Annotated in this window: 20 protein-coding genes; 13 read left to right on the top strand and 7 right to left on the bottom strand. The window is 64.3% G+C overall.

Annotated features, from left to right (window positions below; all coding sequences use genetic code 11):
• Window positions 1–138: 138 nt before the first annotated feature.
• The 5 genes from ACN6NG_RS11215 to ACN6NG_RS11195 form a co-directional block, all read right to left on the bottom strand.
• Window positions 139–1191: a DUF1615 domain-containing protein gene (locus ACN6NG_RS11215; protein WP_353456756.1), complete on the bottom strand. Its 1053-nt coding sequence runs from the start codon at window positions 1189–1191 to the stop codon at window positions 139–141.
• Between the two features lie 26 nt (window positions 1192–1217).
• Window positions 1218–1769, bottom strand: a complete 552-nt coding sequence (locus tag ACN6NG_RS11210) for a hydrolase (RefSeq protein WP_063426817.1) — start codon at window positions 1767–1769, stop codon at window positions 1218–1220.
• Between the two features lie 57 nt (window positions 1770–1826).
• Window positions 1827–2546, bottom strand: a complete 720-nt coding sequence (locus tag ACN6NG_RS11205) for a thioesterase II family protein (protein WP_474314000.1) — start codon at window positions 2544–2546, stop codon at window positions 1827–1829.
• Entirely contained in the window at window positions 2543–2764 is a 222-nt protein-coding gene (locus ACN6NG_RS11200; RefSeq protein ID WP_016499090.1) for an MbtH family protein, read from the bottom strand. Before ACN6NG_RS11200 ends, ACN6NG_RS11205 begins: the two co-directional genes overlap by 4 nt.
• Window positions 2765–3013: 249 nt before the next feature.
• Complete coding sequence (locus ACN6NG_RS11195) at window positions 3014–3415, bottom strand: hypothetical protein (protein ID WP_063426820.1); 402 nt, start codon at window positions 3413–3415, stop codon at window positions 3014–3016.
• Between the two features lie 211 nt (window positions 3416–3626).
• On the opposite strand from ACN6NG_RS11195, the gene purU reads away from it, so the two are divergent.
• The 8 genes from purU to ACN6NG_RS11155 all read left to right on the top strand — a co-directional run bounded on the left by purU (window position 3627) and on the right by ACN6NG_RS11155 (window position 12003).
• Window positions 3627–4493: a formyltetrahydrofolate deformylase gene (gene purU / locus ACN6NG_RS11190; protein ID WP_063426822.1), complete on the top strand. Its 867-nt coding sequence runs from the start codon at window positions 3627–3629 to the stop codon at window positions 4491–4493.
• Window positions 4490–5401 (top strand): bifunctional methylenetetrahydrofolate dehydrogenase/methenyltetrahydrofolate cyclohydrolase FolD, encoded by a 912-nt coding sequence (gene folD, locus ACN6NG_RS11185; protein ID WP_474313999.1) that lies wholly within the window; start codon window positions 4490–4492, stop codon window positions 5399–5401. The genes purU and folD overlap by 4 nt, the downstream gene beginning before the upstream one ends.
• The gene (locus tag ACN6NG_RS11180; RefSeq protein ID WP_474313997.1) at window positions 5383–6624 is read left to right on the top strand and encodes an FAD-dependent oxidoreductase; all 1242 of its coding nucleotides are present in this window, start codon (window positions 5383–5385) and stop codon (window positions 6622–6624) included. The genes folD and ACN6NG_RS11180 overlap by 19 nt, the downstream gene beginning before the upstream one ends.
• 11 nt (window positions 6625–6635) lie before the next feature.
• Window positions 6636–6941 (top strand): sarcosine oxidase subunit delta, encoded by a 306-nt coding sequence (locus tag ACN6NG_RS11175; RefSeq protein ID WP_474313995.1) that lies wholly within the window; start codon window positions 6636–6638, stop codon window positions 6939–6941.
• Entirely contained in the window at window positions 6938–9841 is a 2904-nt protein-coding gene (locus tag ACN6NG_RS11170; protein ID WP_474313994.1) for a 2Fe-2S iron-sulfur cluster-binding protein, read from the top strand. The genes ACN6NG_RS11175 and ACN6NG_RS11170 overlap by 4 nt, the downstream gene beginning before the upstream one ends.
• A 3-nt stretch (window positions 9842–9844) precedes the next feature.
• Window positions 9845–10450, top strand: a complete 606-nt coding sequence (locus tag ACN6NG_RS11165; RefSeq protein WP_197898072.1) for a sarcosine oxidase subunit gamma — start codon at window positions 9845–9847, stop codon at window positions 10448–10450.
• A gap of 396 nt (window positions 10451–10846) precedes the next feature.
• A complete protein-coding gene (locus ACN6NG_RS11160; protein WP_049274767.1) occupies window positions 10847–11269 on the top strand; it encodes a nuclear transport factor 2 family protein in 423 nt (140 codons plus the stop codon).
• A complete protein-coding gene (locus tag ACN6NG_RS11155; protein ID WP_063426829.1) occupies window positions 11266–12003 on the top strand; it encodes an SDR family NAD(P)-dependent oxidoreductase in 738 nt (245 codons plus the stop codon). The genes ACN6NG_RS11160 and ACN6NG_RS11155 overlap by 4 nt, the downstream gene beginning before the upstream one ends.
• Window positions 12004–12072: 69 nt before the next feature.
• On the opposite strand, the gene ACN6NG_RS11150 is transcribed toward ACN6NG_RS11155, so the two are convergent.
• A complete protein-coding gene (locus ACN6NG_RS11150) occupies window positions 12073–12957 on the bottom strand; it encodes a LysR family transcriptional regulator (RefSeq protein ID WP_197898074.1) in 885 nt (294 codons plus the stop codon).
• Window positions 12958–13103: 146 nt separating this feature from the next.
• Here ACN6NG_RS11150 and ACN6NG_RS11145 point away from each other — a divergent pair, with 146 nt between their 5' ends.
• Window positions 13104–14123 (top strand): alpha/beta hydrolase, encoded by a 1020-nt coding sequence (locus ACN6NG_RS11145; RefSeq protein ID WP_353456761.1) that lies wholly within the window; start codon window positions 13104–13106, stop codon window positions 14121–14123.
• Between the two features lie 153 nt (window positions 14124–14276).
• Here ACN6NG_RS11145 and ACN6NG_RS11140 read toward each other — a convergent pair whose 3' ends face one another.
• Window positions 14277–14570 (bottom strand): DUF1330 domain-containing protein, encoded by a 294-nt coding sequence (locus tag ACN6NG_RS11140; RefSeq protein ID WP_197898075.1) that lies wholly within the window; start codon window positions 14568–14570, stop codon window positions 14277–14279.
• Between the two features lie 78 nt (window positions 14571–14648).
• On the opposite strand from ACN6NG_RS11140, the gene ribBA reads away from it, so the two are divergent.
• The 4 genes from ribBA to ACN6NG_RS11120 all read left to right on the top strand — a co-directional run bounded on the left by ribBA (window position 14649) and on the right by ACN6NG_RS11120 (window position 18790).
• Window positions 14649–15770 carry a bifunctional 3,4-dihydroxy-2-butanone-4-phosphate synthase/GTP cyclohydrolase II gene (gene ribBA / locus ACN6NG_RS11135; protein WP_474313993.1) on the top strand — a complete coding sequence of 374 codons (1122 nt, stop codon included), beginning with the start codon at window positions 14649–14651 and terminating at the stop codon, window positions 15768–15770.
• 264 nt (window positions 15771–16034) lie between these two features.
• Window positions 16035–17060 (top strand): ABC transporter substrate-binding protein, encoded by a 1026-nt coding sequence (locus ACN6NG_RS11130; RefSeq protein ID WP_474313991.1) that lies wholly within the window; start codon window positions 16035–16037, stop codon window positions 17058–17060.
• On the top strand, window positions 17057–17974 hold the full coding sequence (locus ACN6NG_RS11125) for an ABC transporter permease (protein WP_016499075.1): 918 nt from the start codon (window positions 17057–17059) through the stop codon (window positions 17972–17974). The genes ACN6NG_RS11130 and ACN6NG_RS11125 overlap by 4 nt, the downstream gene beginning before the upstream one ends.
• A gap of 6 nt (window positions 17975–17980) precedes the next feature.
• The gene (locus ACN6NG_RS11120) at window positions 17981–18790 is read left to right on the top strand and encodes an ABC transporter permease (protein WP_016499074.1); all 810 of its coding nucleotides are present in this window, start codon (window positions 17981–17983) and stop codon (window positions 18788–18790) included.
• Window positions 18791–18803 lie beyond the last annotated feature (13 nt).

The raw sequence follows: 18803 nt of genomic DNA, 5'->3' as shown, positions 1-18803 counted from the left end.
CTCCCACAGGGACCTCACTGCCTTCCGAACCAGTGGTATCCCTGCAAAGGCCTTGAGGTACTGCGCTGACCTCATGGTCAGTGCTAACCCTGTGGGAGCGGGTTTACCCGCGAAGAGGCCGGCACAGGCAACACATGACTAACGCTTCATGCACCGCTGATAACGCTCATCCACCCGCCCGGCAAACCATGCCGTGGTCAGCTTGCGGGTGATCTTCGGGCTCTTCAGCTCGATCCCCGGCAACACCGCCCGTGGCACCGGTTTACCGGCCTTGGCATCTGCCAGGGCAAATACTCCGCTGTACAGTTTGCTGTCTTCGAACGCCAGGCTGTCGCCCTCCTCCAGCTGGCTGCGAATCTGCGGGTTACGCAGCCCCAGCTTCACCCCCAACTTTCTCGCGGCCTGCTCGGTGGTGCCTGGCATGATCGCCCCCGGTGCAATCAGGTCGCCGTCCAGGGCAAGCGGCACGCCGGTCGCCTTGCTCAATGCCGCCTGGAACGCCGCGTTGCGGCTGGCGTACCAGCCTGCGTTGAAATCGGCAAAACGGTACAGCTGGCGTTCATAACTGGCCGGGTAGCCCAACAGGTGGGCAATACCGAAATACATGCCGCCGCGCCGGGTGAACACTTCCTGGCGAATCGTGCCGTCATGGCTGTAGGGGTAAGCCTGCGCATGCTTTTCGGCGAAGTCGATGCTGACCTGCATCGGCCCGCCGGTGTGCACCGGGTTCAGCCCGCCCAGCAAAGTCTTGCCCAGCGGCACACGGGCAATGACCTCGTCATACAGCTCGCTCAGCTGCTTCTCGCTGCGCACTGCCTGCAAACGCTGCTGGTAGCTCTGGCCGTTGCCTGAAGGTGTTTTCAGAGCGCCGTCGACCAGCAGCCTGGGAACATGCAGGCGTGCGGCACGGCGGTCGATTTCCTCACGGGCGATACGCCCCAGGTTGGGCACCTGCGGGTCGGCGGTGAAGGTCGATTCCTGCTCGGTCACCGCCAGTACCGCGCACAGATTGCTTTTGCTTGGCGTTATACGCTGGGCTTCGAAAGCCACCTGAATGTCCCTGGCCCAGCCCTCGCGGTCCTTGGCCTGCGCAGGCAGCAACCGCAGCAGCTGGGCGCGGACCTTGGCCGGGTCTGCTTCCGGTGCTTCTTCACGGCGCCCGGCACAACCTTGCAGCAGCGCCAGGGCCATCAACCCGGCAGCCAGTAACCGGCCGTTCAGGGCTGTTCACCGACCAGGTAGGTTTTGCTGATGTGGCGGAACAGCGGGTGGCCGGCACTGCCCATCAATTCGAACAACACCATCTCACGGGTCACCACCTGTGCCCCGGCGGCACGCATGCGCGCCAGCCCCGCCGCCTTGCTGGCCGGCGTGCGGCTGTCGCAGGCATCCTCGACCACGAACACCTGCTTGCCCAACGCCAGCAGGCCAAGCACCGTCTGAAGCACGCAGACATGGGTTTCCATACCACAAACGATCACCTGCTCACGCGCCATCAGGCTGGCCGGTAGGCACTCGGCGGCCACGCAGGAAAAATGGCTTTTTTCCACCACTTCGGCTGCCGGGGCTGCGGCCAGAAGATCCGCCACGGTATGCCCTAGCCCCTTGGGATACTGCTCGGAAATCACCGTCGGCAACTCCAGCTCGGCAGTCGCAGCCAGCAACCAGCGCGCCCGTGCCCGGGTGCCCTCGGGGTCGCTCATGGCGCCGATGAGTTTTTCCTGGATGTCGACGACCAGCAGCGTGGCCTTGTGTGGATCGATCAGCATTGTCCGCCCCTTGCCTGGGAAAAGGCCTAGCCTCCCCCAGGCAAGCGGTAACGTCAATCAGGCAGAAAGCCGAAGCGGTTCCAGCGAAGCAGTCAGCGCGCCGAGCACGTGGTCCTCCTGCTCATGGATGAAGAAGTGGCCGCCCGGGAACATCCGCAGCGAGAAGTCGCCGTGGGTTTCCTGGCGCCAGGCCTGCAATTGCTCGTCGCTGGCCCGGTCATCCGCGCCGCCCAGCACGTGCAGCGGGCACTGCAACGCCGGTCGCTGGCGGTAGGCGTAGGTGCCGCAGAGCAAAAAGTCCGCGCGCAGGGTGGGCAAGGTCAGGCTCATCAGCTCCGCATTGGCCAGCACTTCCTCGGGCGTACCCTGAAGCTCGCGCAACTCGTTGATCAGCTCGGCGTCACTCTTGGGCTCGCGCCAGTTCTTGCCGTCGTAGTCCTCACGCCGCGTGGGCGCCGCCGTGCCGCAGGCGAACAGCGCCAAGGGTGGCGGGCAGCCCAATGCCTGCAGTTCATGGGCCAGCTCGAAGGCCAGCAGCGCGCCCAGGCTGTGCCCAAGCAGCGCATAGGGGGCACTGGCCGCCAGGCGCTGCTCGCTGGCCAGTTGCCGGGCCAGGGCTTGCATGTTGGTGTGCAGCGGCTCGGCCATGCGCGCACCACGACCGGGTAGCTCCACCGGGCGCACTTGCAGCCAGGCTGGCAGCTTGCGCCGCCAGCGGCTGTAGACCATGGCGCTGGCCCCGGAATACGGCAGGCACAGCAGGTTCAGGGCAGTCACTGAGTAGCGGCTTCGGCCATTTTCTGACGCAGGCTCAGCGGGCGCATGTCGGTCCACACCTCGTCGATGTAGGCCAGGCAGTCCTTTTTCAAACCACTCTTGCCCACGGCACGCCAGCCGTTGGGGATGGCCTTGTAGTCCGGCCAGATCGAGTACTGCTCTTCGTGGTTGACCACTACCTGGAACTGAATATCGTCGCGGTCGAAAACGGAAGTCATTGCCTGTCTCCTTGAATGGTAAGTGCCGCCGCACGCCTGGTGCAGGGGGGCTTTCAAGTAGACGTAGCAAGCGTTGAAAAAATTAGAGGAACTGACGCGCCACCGTGTGGGAGCGGCCTTATGTCGCGATAGGGCCGCAAAGCGGCCCCCCGATTTCGGCGTTTCCAATGAAATAGCCGGGGCTGCTGCGCAGCCCTATCGCGACACAAGGCCGCTCCCACAAAGAGCAAGCGGTGCAGAAATCAAAGGTCAGGCATCACGCAGCAGGTCGTGGGTATCGAGCAGACGGAAAGCCACCTGCGGGTTGCGCTCCAGCCCGCGCCGAATTGCTGCCGGGATCGACTGCCGGGTCTTGCGGCACAGACCCGGCTGGTCATCCAGTTCAATGACGATACCCCGCATGGTCCGCACTTCGTTGTAGCCGGGGGCAATGTGCACGCGGATGCCAAGGTTTTCGTACAGGCGTTGCTGCAGGCGGTGCAGGTCCTCGAGGTCCTTGAGGTTTTCCAGGCGTTCGAGCAGGCGCTTTTCTTCCTGTCGGGTCAGCAGGAGGATGCGCTGGGCCGCCTGCGGGTGATCGACCAAGTGTTCGCGGCCGCAGTCGCAGGCACCAGGAGGGCAAGGTTGGCGCAGAGGCGGTGGTGTGGTCATGGAGCAAGCATAGCCCGGCAAAGGCCTCAAAAAAAACTTTCCTGTCAGGATAAAAAATTTCACAAACCGCTAGACCGGCACCCCTCATTTCGCCTATAAATCGCCTAAAGGAAATTTATATTCCTACTAAGAAACACCACTTCGCCCTCTCGCGAAGCTTCTTTTGCCCTTGTGCCCGACCTGCCCCACTCCATCACGAGGCCTATCCGACATGCACCCCGCTCCCGATCACTTCATCCTGCGCGTCAGTTGCCCGGCCGTGTCTGGCATCGTCGCCGCGGTGACCACCTACCTGGCCGAGCACGGTTGCTACATCAGCGAGATGGCGCAGTTCGACGACGAGGACAATGGGCGCTTCTTCATGCGCGCCGTGTTCCGCTTCAACACCGGTATCAGCGGTGACACGCCGCAGCTGGAGGCCGGCTTTACCGACGTGGCCCAGCGCTTCAACATGCAATGGAGCCTGCACAGCAGCGCCCGGCCTATGCGTGTGCTGCTGATGGTGAGCAAGTTCGACCACTGCCTGTCCGACCTGCTGTACCGCCACGCCAAGGGCGAGCTGGACATGCACATCACCGCCGTGGTTTCCAACCACCTGGACCTGCGCCCGATGGCCGAGCGCCAGGGCATCCGCTTCGTCTACCTGCCGGTGAGCAAAGACACCAAGGCCGAACAGGAAGCCGCGCTGCTGCGCATCGTCGAGGACACCGGCACCGAACTGGTGGTGCTGGCGCGCTACATGCAAATCCTCTCCGATGACCTGTGCCGCCAGCTGTCGGGCCGGGCGATCAACATCCATCACTCGTTCCTGCCCGGTTTCAAAGGGGCCAAGCCCTACCACCAGGCCTACCAGCGCGGGGTCAAGCTGATCGGCGCCACCGCCCACTATGTGACCAGCGACCTGGACGAGGGCCCGATCATCGAGCAGGAAGTACAGCGCGTGGACCACGCCTACGCGCCGGACGACCTGGTAGCCATTGGCCGCGACACCGAGACCATCGCCCTGTCCCGCGCCGTGAAATACCACCTGGAACACCGGGTGTTCCTTAACCACGACCGCACGGTGATCTTCAAATGAGCGCCCTTCCCAGCGTCAAGCTGATCGACGGCAAGGCCACCGCCGCGCGGGTGCTGGCCGAAGTGCGCGCGCAGGTGCAGGAACTGCGCCAGGGCGGCGTGCAACCAGGCCTGGCCGTGGTGCTGGTGGGCGCCGATGCCGCCAGCCAGGTGTACGTACGCAACAAGGTGCTGCGCGCCGAAGAGGTGGGCATCCGCTCGCTGGAACATCGCCTGCCCGCCGACACCACCCAGGCCCACCTGCTGACCTTGATCGACCGCCTTAACCGCGACCCGGAGGTAAACGGCATCCTGGTGCAACTGCCGTTGCCCGCGCACATCGACGAGCACTTTGTGTTGCAAGCCATCAGCCCGCTCAAGGACGTGGACGGCTTCCACAGCGAGAACGTTGGTGGCCTGGCCCAGGGCCGCGATGTGCTCACCCCGTGCACCCCCAGCGGTTGCATGCGCCTGCTGCGCGACGCCTGCGGCGAGCTGCGCGGCAAGCATGCGGTGGTGGTCGGCCGCTCGAACATTGTCGGCAAGCCCATGGCTGCCCTGCTGCTGCAGGCCGACTGCACGGTGACCGTGGTGCACTCGCGCAGCCGCGACCTGCCGGCGCTGTGCCGCCAGGCCGACATCCTGGTGGCCGCGGTGGGCAAACCACGGCTGATCGGTGCCGACTGGCTCAAGCCCGGCGCGGTGGTGATAGACGTCGGCATCAACCGCGTCGATGACGGCGGCCACAGCCGCCTGGTCGGTGATGTCGACTTCGCCGCTGCCCTGCCCCAGGTCGCCGGCATTACTCCGGTGCCCGGTGGCGTCGGCCCGATGACCATCGCCTACCTGATGAAAAACACCCTGCTCGCCCTCGACCTGCAGCAACAGGCCGCCCACCAGGAGCGCACCGCATGCCTTTCGCCCTGCTGAAATACGGCCTGAGTGCCGACTACCCGGTGGAGGTCGACCTGCCGCCACCGTGCGAACTCAAGCCTCGTTATGACGTGGTGATCATTGGCGGCGGCGGCCACGGCCTGGCCATCGCCTACTACCTGGCCAAGTACCACGGCGTGACCAACGTCGCCGTGCTCGAAAAGGCCTACCTGGGCGGTGGCAATACCGCACGCAACACTGCGGTTATCCGCTCCAACTACCTCACCAGCGAGGGTGTGCGCTTTTACGCAGAATCGGTGCGCATGTTCCAGAACCTGTCGAACGAGTTCGACTTCAACATCATGTATTCCGAGCGCGGCCAGCTCACCCTGGCGCACACCGATGCCACCGTGCGCGCCTTCCGCCAGCGTGCCGAGGTTAACAAACACTTTGGCGGGCGCACCGAAATGATCGACCGCCAACAGATTCGCGAACTGGTGCCCAGCCTTAACCTCGACCCTGGCCACCTGCCGGTGCTGGCAGGCCTGTGGCACATCGACGGTGCCACCGCACGCCATGACGCAGTGGCCTGGGGCTACGCCAAACAGGCGGCCAAGCGCGGCGTGGAAATCCACCAGCTGACCGAAGTTCAGGACCTGCTGATTCGCAATGGCCGCATCGAAGCGGTGAAGACCAACCGTGGCACGGTGCAGTGCGGCTGCGTGGTCCAGGCCGTGGCCGGCGCCAGTTCGCTGCTGATGGCCAAGGCTGGCATCCGTGCGCCGATCCACACCTACCCGCTGCAGGCCATGGTCACCCAACCGTTCAAGCCATTTCTCGATCCGCTGGTCAGCTCGTCGGCGCTGCATTGCTATGTGCAACAGACCAGCCGTGGCGAAATCGTCTTTGGTGGCGGCTCCGACCCATACCCGCTGTACAACACCCGCTCCACCCTCGACCTCAAGGAAAGCCTGCTGGCCCACGCCATCGAGATGTTCCCGTTCATGGCCAACGCCAAGCTGATGCGCCAGTGGGCCGGGATGACCGACATGACTCCGGACTACAGCCCGATCATGGGCCTGTCGCCGGTACGCAACTACTACCTGGACGCCGGCTGGGGCACCTGGGGCTTCAAGGCCACGCCCATCTGCGGCAAGACCATGGCCGAGCTGGTGGCCAGCGGCGGCAAGGTACCCGAAATGATCGCCCCCTTCGCCCTGGAGCGCTTCAGCCGCTTCCAGCAAGTCAACGAAATGGGCGCCACTGCGGCCAGCCACTAGGAGCAACGACGATGAAGATCCTGACCTGCCCCTTGAACGGCCCGCGCAACATCAGCGAGTTCACCTACGGCGGCGAGTTCAAGCACATGCCCGACCCCGCCAGCTGCAGCGACGCCGAGTGGGCCGGCTATGTGTTCAACAGCGACAACCTGGCCGGGGTGGTGACCGAGTGGTGGCTGCACAACGCTTCCAGCTACTGGTTCCTGGCCGAGCGCCACACGGTAAGCGACCAGGTGCTGCGCACCTTCGACCCGAAAGCACTGTTCGACCGCCGCGTCGACTTCATCCCCGCCGCCACCCCGGAGATTGCCGGATGAACAGCCACACTCGCCTCCCCGCACCCATGGGCCTGCTGATCGACCGCGAGCGGCCCTTGCTTTTCCAGTTCGACGGCCAGGCCTGCCAGGGCTTTGCCGGTGACACCATTGCCAGCGCGCTGCTTGGTGGCGGTTGCTGGCTGCTGTCGCGCTCGTTCAAATACCATCGCCCACGCGGCCCGCTGAGCATGGCCGGGCAGGATGCCAACACCCTGGTGCAGTTGCCTGAAGAACCCAACGTGCTGGCCGACCTGGAGCCCGCCCGCGAGGGCCAGGTGGTGGAAGGGCAGAATTTCAACGGCAGCCTGGAGCATGACCGCGACGCCTACCTGGGCAAGTTTTCCCGCTTCATGCCGGTGGGTTTCTATTACCGCTCGTTCTACAAGCCCAAGGGCATGTGGAAAGTGTGGGAGCCGCTGATTCGCAAGAAGGCCGGCTTGGGCGTGCTCGACCTTGGCTTCAAGCCGCAGTATTACGACAAAGCCTATCTGTTCGTTGATGTGGCGGTGATCGGCGGCGGCCCCGCCGGCCTGCGCGCCGCGCTGGACGCGGCCAATGCCGGGGCCAAGGTGCTGCTGATCGAACAACAGCCGGTGCTGGGCGGCTCGCTCACCTACGCCCGCTTCGACATCGCCGGCACCCGCGCCGCCAGCCTGCGCCAGGAGCTGCTGGCCGCCATCGAGGGCCACCCGAACATCCAGGTGCTGCTGGAGGCCACCTGCAACGGCTGGTTCACCGACAATTACCTGCCGGTGATCCAGCACAAACGCTTGTACAAGGTGCGCGCCAGCCGTTGCCTGGTGGCGGCCGGTTCGTTCGACCAGCCGGTGGTGTTCCGCAACAACGACCTGCCGGGGGTGATGCTGACCAGCGCCGCCCAGCGGCTGATGAAGCTGTACGCGGTCAAGCCGGGCCAGCGCGCGGTGATCCTCACCGGCCACGATGATGGCTACCTGGCCGCCCTCGACCTGCAGGAGCAAGGCGTGGCCGTGGCTGCCGTGGTCGATATGCGCGCCGCGCCAGCCGATGCCGCACTGGCTGCCGAACTGAAGCGCCGCGATATCCCCGTGCACCTGGGCAGCACGGTGTACGAAGCGCTGCACGAAACAGGCATGCGCCATGTCAGCGGGGTGGACATTCGCCCGATCACCGGCCAGGGCAAGGTCGGCGCGCATGGCCTGCGCCTGGCCTGCGACTTGCTGTGCATGTCGGCGGGCTACATGCCGGTGTATCAGTTGCTGTGCCAGGCCGGTGGCAAGCTGGCTTATGACGTCAACCGTGACGAGTTCACCCTCAGCCACCTGCCGGCCGGGCTGGATATCGCAGGCTCGGTGAACGGCCGTCACGCGCTGGCCAACGTGCTGGCCGATGCCACACGCGGGGCCGCCGAAGCAGTGGCAGCGCTGGGCCTGCAAGCGCCGTCGCAGCCGGTGTTCAGCGCCGAAGCCAAGGTCAATTTCCCCTGGCCGATTTTCCCGCATCCCAAAGGCAAGGATTTCGTCGACTTCGACGAAGACCTGCAAGTGCGCGACATCGTCAACGCCACCCGCAGTGGCTACCGTGACATACAACTGGTCAAGCGCTTCTCCACGGTCGGCATGGGCCCGTCCCAGGGGCGCCACTCGGCGCTGCCCACTGCACGCCTGGTCGCCCATGCCACCGGCCGCAGCATCAGCGAGACCGGGGTGACCACCGCGCGCCCACCGTTCCAGGCCGAAAAGCTGGCGCATGTTGCCGGTCGTGCCTTCGACCCGTACCGGCAAACACCCATGCACCGCCGCCACCTGCAAGCCGGGGCGAAAATGATGCCTGCCGGTATCTGGCAACGCCCGGCCTACTACGGCAAGCCAGAGGAACGTGAGCGCTGCATGCAGGAAGAAGCCCGCCATGTGCGCGAAAAAGTCGGCCTGATTGACGTTTCTACCCTGGGCGGCCTGGACGTACGCGGCCCCGACGCTGCAGAACTGCTGGAGCGCGTGTACACCTTCGGCTTTGCCAAGCTGCCTGTCGGCCGCACCCGCTATGCGCTGATGACCAATGAACAGGGCGTGGTGATAGACGACGGCGTCTGCGCACGCCTGGGCGAGCAACACTTCTATGTCACCGCCACTACCAGCGGTGTCGACCGCATCTACCAACAGATGCTGAAGTGGAACGCGCAGTGGCGCCTGGACGTGGACATCACCAACGTTACCGCAGCCCTGGCCGCCGTCAACCTGGCCGGGCCACTGTCACGCCAAGTGCTGGCCAAGGTGTGCGAAGACGTGGACCTGTCGGCCGAAGCCTTCCCTTACCTCGGCGTACGCCAGGGCAAGGTGGCCGGCATCCCCGCACGCATCCTGCGGGTCGGCTTCGTTGGTGAGCTGGGGTATGAGGTGCATGTGCCAGCGCGCCATGCCGAGCGGCTGTGGGACGAGCTGATGCAAGCCGGTGCGGGCTTGGGTATTCGGCCGTTCGGTGTCGAGACCCAGCGCCTGCTGCGCCTGGAAAAAGGCCATGTGATCATCAGCCAGGACACCGACGGCATGACCCACCCGGCAGAGATCGACATGCAGTGGGCCATCGGCCGCAAGAAGCCGTTCTTCGTCGGTAAGCGTTCCATCGAAATCCTTGAGGCGCAGCCGCTCAAGCGCAAGCTGGTCGGCTTCACCCTGCCACAGGGCAGCCCGCAGCCACTTGAGGGGCAGCTGGTACTGGACGGGCCGGACATCACCGGCAATGTCACTTCCTGCGAGTACTCGCAAACCTTGGGGCAAATCATCGGCCTGGCCTATGCCGGCGCCCATCAGGCTACCCCCGGCATGCACATTCCGATCCGCGTGGAGGGCGGCGCGATGGTGCACGCCAAGGTGGTGCAACTGCCGTTCCACGATCCCGACAACCTGCGCCAGGAGCTCTGAGCCATGACCAGTTTGCAAGCCGAAGCGTTTATCCCTCGCAGCCCGCGGGCCGAGTTGTTGCACACCTGTGCGTTGACCGACCTGACCGATGTGGCACGGGTCGGCTTTCGCGGGGGCGACAGTGCTGCCTACCTGCAGCAACGTGGCTACCGTTTACCTCAGCAGCCGAACCAGGCCGCGCGTCAGGACGACGGCGGCTGGGTAGCGCGGTTGTCGCAGACCGAGTACCTGTTGCTGGGCAGCCTGGCCGACGAAGGCGCACGGGTGGCTGCCGCAGAAGCAGAGTGGGTGCAGGATGCACAGCGTAACTACCTGCTGCCGCGCCAGGACAGCCATGCCTGGTTGCAGCTGTCAGGGGTGCATGGTAGTGCGGTGATGGCCAAGTTGTGCGGGGTGGATTTACGTGCAGAGGCGTTTCCGGTCGGGGCGGTAGCGCAGACTTCAGCGGCACGGATAAATGTGATTGTGGTGAATGTGGGCAGTGACGAGCGGCCGGCGTTGCAGTTGCTGTTCGATCGTGCATCGCTGGCTTACTTGCGCGAAGCGATGCTGGATGCCATGGATGAATTCGATGGCGGTCTGATCGGGCTGGGTGAGTTGCTCGGTTGATAAGAAGTGCGGGCTGCGGGGTTTCGCCGCATGATTGTCAGCGCCTGGGAGATCGAGCGCCGCCCGCGCGGCGCTTCGCGAGCTGCGCTCGCTCCTACGTTTGTTCCGGGCCAATTATTCCTGTGGGATTTGCGCGCGAACGCCTTGGTGCATGGCACGATATCGCGTCAGACAAACAAGGCGGTCGCGTGCACCTGTCACAGGCTTGACTGGCCCGAAACAAACGTAGGAGCGAGCGCAGCTCGCGAAGCGCCGCGCGGGCGGCGCTCGATCTCTCAGGCGCTGAAAATCTCATGTCGAACGAAAAAAATGTACATAAAAATTATTCTGTATAGATTTCTACAGCGACCTGCACTATACCTTGTACAACGAACCTAATTTGTACAGGTATTGTGCATGTCCAGCTACCTGCAATCCTTCGCCGAACGCTTTGCCACGCTCGATACACACAACCTCGACTTGCTGAACGACCTGTACAGCGAGGACGTAGCATTTCGCGACCCTCTGCACCAGCTCACCGGCCTTCCCGCGCTGCGGGCTTATTTCGCCCAGTTGTACGCGAAGGTGCCCGAGTGCCATTACCGCTTTGAAGGCACCGACGAGCTGGAACCGGGCCACGGCTACATTCGCTGGACCTTGCAATATCGCCACCCGCAGCTGGCCCGTGGGCAGCTGATCAGCCTGCAGGGGTGCAGCCACCTGCGCTGGCATGAGCGGGTGCACTTTCACCAGGATTACTTCGACGCCGGCGCGCTGCTGTACGAGCATGTGCCGGTCATGGGCAGCGCCATTCGCTGGCTCAAAGGCAGGCTGGCATGAGCCGTTGCTGGCTCACCGGAGCCAGCAGCGGCATTGGTGCTGCGCTGGCATTGCACTTGCTGGAGCAAGGCCATCAGGTGGCGTTGGGTGCACGCCACGCAGACAAGCTGACGGCACTGGCCGCGCAGTTCCCGGGGCAGGTACTGCTGACCGTGGGCGATATCGACCAGCCTGGGCAGGTGGCGCAGATGGCCGGGGAGATCGAGCGCGCCTGGGGCGCACTGGACCAGGTGATCCTTAATGCGGGCACCTGCGAGTACCTGGAGCCGGGGCACTTCGACCCGGCGCTGGTCGAGCGAGTGATACGTACCAACCTGACCGGAACCTGCCTTTGCCTGGCCGCCGCCCTGCCGTTACTACGCCGCGGCCAGCAGCCACAGCTGGTGGTGATGGGCAGTTCGGTCAGCTGGTTGGCGCTGCCGCGCGCCGGCGCCTATGGCGCGTCGAAGGCGGCATTGCGGTATCTGGTCGAGTCCCTGCGCATCGACCTGGCTGGCGAAGGTATCGATGTCACCCTGGTCAGCCCCGGCTTCGTCGACACCCCTCTCACCCGCCGCAACGACTTCCCCATGCCCCAGCTATGGAGCGCCGAACGCGCCGCCGCTCATATCATCGCGCGCCTGCCACGCCGCCCGCTGGAAATCGCCTTCCCCGCCACCTTCATACTGGTGCTGCGCCTGCTGGGCGCTTTGCCGGCGCGCTGGCGCCTCAAGCTGGGCCGCCATCTGGCTTGATCCTGGCGCCGATCCGGGCGCTCGCCTTGCCGCTGGCGTTGCGCTTCGCGGCAAGGTGCCGAGGCTGGCCTACAACTGCACCAAGCGCTCGCGCAAAAAGCTCACAAACTCCTGCACCGGCCGCGCCACCTGCCTGTGCTGCGGATACACCGCTGATAACTGCAAGGCAGGCGGCGTCCACTCTTCGAGTACATTCACCAGCCGCCCATCCGCCAATGCCTGCCCAACGATGAAGGTCGGCAGGTAGGTCACCCCCATCCCGGCGATAGCGGCATCCCTGAGCAACTCGCCGTTGTTCGCACGCATGCGCCCTGTCACCTGAATCGCCTGCGCCTTGCCGCCCTGGCGGAACTGCCACTGCACCTGTCGAGAATGACCATAGGGCAGGTAGTCGTGCCCGGCCAGATCCTCCGGTTTTAGCGGTACACCCCGCGCCTGCAGGTACGCCGGGCTCGCGCAATACACCCGCTCGACACTGGCAATGCGCCGCGCAATCAGGCTGGAGTCCTCCAGCCCGCCAATACGCAGCGCCAGGTCGTAGCCTTCGCCGATCAGGTCCACGGCACGATCACTGAGGTCCACCTCGACATCGACTTGCGGGTGCAATTGCAAAAACTCGGTCAACAGGCAGCCCAGGTGTGACATGGCGAACGACAGCGGTGCGCTCAGCCGCAAGGTGCCGCGCAGGGCCTGGGCCTGGCCGCTGATGTCGTGTTCCACCTGCTGCACCTCGCCCAGCAGGCGCAGCGCCGACTGATAGTAGTGCTGGCCCAGCGGCGTGGCGTCCAGGCGCCGGGTAGAGCGGTTGAGCAGGCGTACGCCCAAGCGCTCTTCGAGCTGCATCAGGCGCCGGCTGACCGATTGCTTGGACATGCCCAGGCGGTCGGCGGCGGCGGTGAAACTGCCGGCCTCCATGACCTGGGCAAAGATGCGCATGTCTTCGTAGGGGTTCATTGTCTCGCTCATGGTGACAGTCAAACGCTTTATAGCGGCTTTTTCCCGCCAGTGCATCTGCCTAACCTACGCACAAGTCGCAGCGATGGCCCAACAGGCCAGGCAAGACGCCCACTACCAACACTTGCATGAAAAAGGATTCGCTCATGAACATTGTCCACAAAACCCTTACCGCCTCCCTTCTGGCCCTGTCCGTTTCCAGCGCTTTCGCTGCGGGTAGCCCAAGTGTCGAGCAGCACACCCAGGCGTTTCTCGAAGCCCTGGAACAAGGCGGCGGCAAGCCTCTGGAACAACTCAGCCCGAAAGACGCCCGGGCAGTGCTGACGGGGGCCCAGGCTTCGGTCAAGGTCGACCTCTCCGGTATCGAAGTAATGGAACGCACCGTCCAGGCCAGCGGCGAGTCGATCAAGCTGCAAGTGGTACGCCCGGCCAATGTGAAGGGTGACCTGCCAGTATTCATGTTCTTCCACGGCGGCGGTTGGGTGCTTGGCGACTTCCCGACCCACCAGCGGCTGATTCGCGACCTGGTGGTCGGCTCGGGTGCGGTGGCGGTCTATGTGGACTACACCCCGTCGCCGGAAGCGCACTACCCGACGGCGATCAACCAGGCCTACGCTGCGACCCGCTGGGTGGCCGAGCATGGCAAGGAGATCGGCGTGGACGGCAAGCGCCTGGCGGTGGCCGGCAACAGCGTCGGCGGCAACATGGCGGCAGTTGTGGCGCTGAAAGCCAAACAGGCCGGCACCCCTGCCCTGCGCTTCCAGCTATTGCTGTGGCCGGTGACCGATGCCAGCTTCGAGACGGCATCGTACAAGCAGTTTGCCGAAGGGCACTTTCTGACCACCGGGATGATGAAGTGGTTCTGGGACAACTACACCACCGATGCCAAGGCGCGGGAACAGATCTACGCCTCGCCGCTGCGGGCCAGCAGTGAACAGCTCAAGGGCTTGCCGCCAGCGCTGGTGCAAACGGCTGAGTTCGATGTGTTACGTGATGAAGGCGAAGCGTATGCACGCAAGTTGAACGCTGCTGGGGTAACCGTTACCTCGGTGCGCTACAACGGCATGATCCACGACTACGGCCTGCTCAATCCACTGAGTCAGGTGCCAGCGGTGAAGGCAGCCATGCGCCAGGCGGCCGGTGAACTCAAAGTCCACCTTCAATAACCTTACCCACCCAGGCGGCAGAGGCTGGAATGCCGTCAGGCAGGTCCGGCCTCTTCGCGGGTAAACCCGCTCCCACAGGTACACCACAGAACTGGAACTTTGTGGTGTACCTGTGGGAGCGGGTTTACCCGCGAAAGGGCCATCAGCCCAACATCAGGGCTCAAACCCTTCGACAATGATCACCTCGGCTTTAGCCACACCTTGGCGATGGCTGCACGCCTTCTGGTACAGCGCGGACCGATAACACGCCACCGCCTGCTCGTACGAATCGAACTCGATCACCACGCTACGCTGAGGGGTAGGCCGCCCTTCCATCGCCTCGCTGCGCCCGCCACGTGCCAGGAAGCGACCGCCGAATGCCTCGAAGGCTGCCGGCGCGCGTTGGGTGTACTGCTGGTACTGCTCGGGGTTGGTCACGTCCACATGGGCGATCCAGTAGGCCTTCATGCGCTGCTCTCCTGTTAAGGCGATATTTGTGTATGATGGTATACCATAAAAATCACCCCACCACAGTGAGCGTGCAACATGGCATTCAACACCATCGAGGAGCTTCTCGAGGACTACCGGCAAGGCAAGATGGTCCTGCTGGTGGATGACGAGGACCGGGAAAACGAAGGCGACCTGCTGATCGCCGCCGAGCGTTGCGACGCCCAGGCCATCAACTTCATGGCCCGCGAAGCGCGTGGCCTGATCTGCCTGACCCTGACCGACGAACACTGCCAGCGCCTGGGCCTGGAGCAGATGGTACCGGCTAACGGCAGCGTGTTCAGCACGGCGTTCACCGTGTCGATCGAGGCGGCTACCGGCGTCACCACCGGCATCTCCGCCGCCGACCGGGCGCGCACCGTGGCGGCGGCCATGGCTGCCAACGCCCGCCCCGAAGACCTGGTGCAACCCGGCCACATCTTCCCCTTGCGCGCCCGCGAAGGCGGCGTGCTGACCCGCGCCGGCCACACCGAAGCAGGTTGCGACCTGGCGCGCCTGGCCGGCTTCAGCCCGGCGTCGGTAATCGTTGAGGTGCTGAATGATGACGGCACCATGGCCCGGCGCCCCGACCTGGAAGTGTTCGCCGCCCGGCATGGCATCAAGATCGGCACCATCGCCGACCTGATCCACTACCGCCTGAGCACCGAGCAGACCATCAAGCGCATCGGCGAGCGCGAGCTGCCGACCGTGCACGGCACCTTCCGTCTGGTCACCTATGAGGACCGCATTGAAGGTGGGGTGCACATGGCCATGGTCATGGGCGACATCCGTCGCGAGCAACCGACCCTGGTGCGGGTGCACGTCATCGACCCGTTGCGCGATCTGGTCGGTGCCGAATACGCAGGCCCCGCCAACTGGACACTGTGGGCGGCGCTACAGAAGGTGGCCGAGGAAGGCGCTGGCGTGGTGGTGATCCTGGCCAACCATGAATCCTCCCAGGCCCTTCTTGAGCGTGTGCCGCAGCTGACCCAGCCGGTAAGGCCGTACCAGCGCGGGCAGTCGAAGGTGTACTCCGAAGTCGGAACCGGGGCGCAGATTCTGCAGGACCTGGGCGTGGGCAAGCTGCGTCACCTGGGGCCACCACTGAAGTACGCCGGCCTGGCGGGGTATGAGCTGGAGGTGGTGCAGAGCATTCCGTTCGAGCCCGTAATGCCGGGCTGACCTCCGGCCTCCCTGCGACACAAGGCCGCTCCCACAACGCCCCGGCAACCAAACCTGAGGCCGGGGTGATGGCCGGTCGCCTCATACCTCTTGCCAAATGCTTGGAATACCATAATATGATATCCCGTAGACCTTGAATCTGCAGGCCGGCACCTACAATCACAAACGGCCACCAAGACACTTTGTTTTAGCTGCTCCCCGAACACTGTTGGCGGGCGCACCACAAGCCCCGCCTCGAATAACAAAAGCAACGAGGGCGTAACCATGCTGTTGAGCAAACGTGTAACCGCAGTGCTGTCCGCCAGCCTGCTGACCCTGGCATGTCAGGCCGCCCAGGCCGCTGACAGCCTGAACTTCGTCAGCTGGGGCGGTACCACCCAGGACGCCCAGAAAGAAGCGTGGGCCGTACCCTTCACCAAAGCCACCGACATCAAGGTCGTGCAGGACGGCCCCACCGACTACGGCAAGCTCAAGGCCATGGTCGAAAGCGGCAACGTGCAATGGGACGTGGTCGATGTCGAAGCCGACTTTGCCCTGCGCGCCGCCAGCGAAGGCCTGCTGGAACCCCTCGACTTCACCCAGATCAAGCGCGACAAGATCGACCCGCGCTTCGTCTCCGACCATGGCGTCGGCTCGTTCTTCTTCTCCTTCGTACTGGGCTACAACGAAGGCAAGCTCGGTGCCAACAAGCCGGTGGACTGGACTGCACTGTTCGACACCAAGACCTACCCGGGCAAACGCGCCCTGTACAAATGGCCCAGCCCGGGCGTGCTGGAGCTGGCCCTGCTGGCCGACGGCGTAGCGCCGGACAAGCTGTACCCGCTGGACCTGGACCGCGCCTTCAAGAAACTCGACACCATCAAGCAAGATATCGTCTGGTGGGGCGGTGGCGCCCAGTCGCAGCAACTGCTGGCCTCGGGTGAAGCCTCGCTCGGCCAGTTCTGGAACGGCCGTGTCTATGCCCTGCAGCAAGACGGTGCACCTGTGGGTGTGAGCTGGAAACAGGACCTGGTCATGGCCGATTTCCTGGTCATCCCCAAAGGCGCAAAGAACAAGGACGCGGCCATGAAGTTTCTGGCCAACGCCAGCAGCGCCGAAGGCCAGGCCGAGTTCGCCAACAAGACCGCCTACGCCCCGGTCAACGTCGACAGCGTGGCCAAGCTGGACAAGGACCTTGCGCCCAACCTGCCAACTGCCTACGCCCAGGACCAGGTCACCCTCGACTTCGCCTACTGGGCCAAGAACGGTCAGGCCATAGCGGCCCGCTGGAATGAGTGGTTGGTCAAATGAAAGTCGCCATCAATGCCCTGCATAACGCGCAAGGTGCCCCCACGGGCACCGGCGCCCCCGGAACGGCCCCTCGCCGCGCCAGCCTGAGCCAGCGCTGGAAGGGCAGCCGCAACCTGCTGCCGGCCCTGCTGTTCCTTGGCCTGTTCTTCTTCGCCCCACTGGTCGGCCTGTTGCTGCGCGGGGTGCTGGAGCCAACGCCGGGGCTGGGTAACTACGAGCAGCTGTTCGCCAACTCGGCCTACGCACGGGTGCTGTTCAACACCTTCTCGGTGGCCGGTGTGGTCACCCTGATCAGCGTGCTGCTGGGCTTCCCGCTGGCCTGGGCGATCACCCTGGTGCCCAAGGGCTGGGGCCGCTGGCTGCTGAACATCGTGCTGCTGTCGATGTGGACCAGCCTGCTCGCGCGCACCTACTCGTGGCTGGTGTTGCTGCAAAGCTCGGGTGTGATCAACAAGGCGTTGATGGCCATGGGTATCATCGATACCCCGCTGGAAATGGTGCACAACCTCACCGGCGTGGTAATCGGCATGAGCTACATCATGATCCCGTTCATCGTGCTGCCGCTGCAGGCCACCATGCACGCCATCGACCCGATGGTGCTGCAGGCCGGCTCCATCTGCGGCGCCAGCCCGTGGACCAACTTCTGGAAAGTGTTCCTGCCACTGTGCCGTTCGGGGCTGTTCTCCGGCGCGCTGATGGTGTTCGTGATGTCGCTCGGTTACTACGTCACCCCGGCACTGCTGGGCGGAGCGCAGAACATGATGCTGCCCGAATTCATCATCCAGCAGGTGCAGTCGTTCCTCAACTGGGGCCTGGCCAGCGCCGCCGCCGCACTGCTTGTGGCGATCACCCTGGTGCTCTTCTACCTGTACCTGAAGCTGCAGCCGGAATCCCCGGTTGGCAACGCGAGGTAAACCGCCATGCTCCTGTCTCCCAATGCCATGGGCCGCCCGCTGCGTACGGGCCTGTACCTGACCACCGGGGTCATTGCGGCCTTCCTGTTGCTGCCGGTGGTGTTCATCGTGTTGCTGTCGTTCGGCTCGTCCCAGTGGCTGGTGTTTCCGCCCCCGGGCTGGACCTTCAAGTGGTACGGCCAGTTCTTCTCCAACCCGGAGTGGATGGACGCCGCACTGGCCAGCCTGAAAGTGGCCGTGCTGACCACCGTCGCCGCCGTGCTGCTGGGCCTGCCCAGCGCCTTCGCCCTGGTGCGTGGCCGCTTCCCCGGCCGCGAGCTGCTGTACGGGCTGTTCACCATGCCGATGATCGTGCCGCTGGTGATCATCGCCGTGGCGGTGTACGCACTGTTTCTCAAGCTCGGCTACACCGGCACGCTGTTCGCCTTCGTGGTCAGCCACGTGATCGTCGCCCTGCCCTTCACCATCATCTCGATCATCAACTCGCTGAAGCTGTTCGACCAGTCGATCGAGGATGCCGCAGTGATCTGCGGTGCCTCGCGCCTGCAGGCGATTTTCAAGGTCACCTTCCCGGCCATTCGCCCGGGGATGATCGCCGGCGGCCTGTTCGCCTTCCTGGTGTCGTGGGATGAGGTGGTGCTGAGCGTGATGATGGCCAGCCCCGACCTGCAGACCCTGCCGGTGAAGATGTGGACCACCCTGCGCCAGGACCTGAGCCCGGTCATCGCCGTGGCCTCGACCCTGCTGATCGGCCTGTCGCTGCTTGTCATGTTCATTGCCGCCGCCTTGCGCCGGCGCACCGAAACAAACGCCTGAGCGCGCGGAGTAA

This window comes from Pseudomonas sp. TSO6, from assembly GCF_056098905.1.
This window is presented reverse-complemented; position numbering and strand designations above follow the sequence as displayed.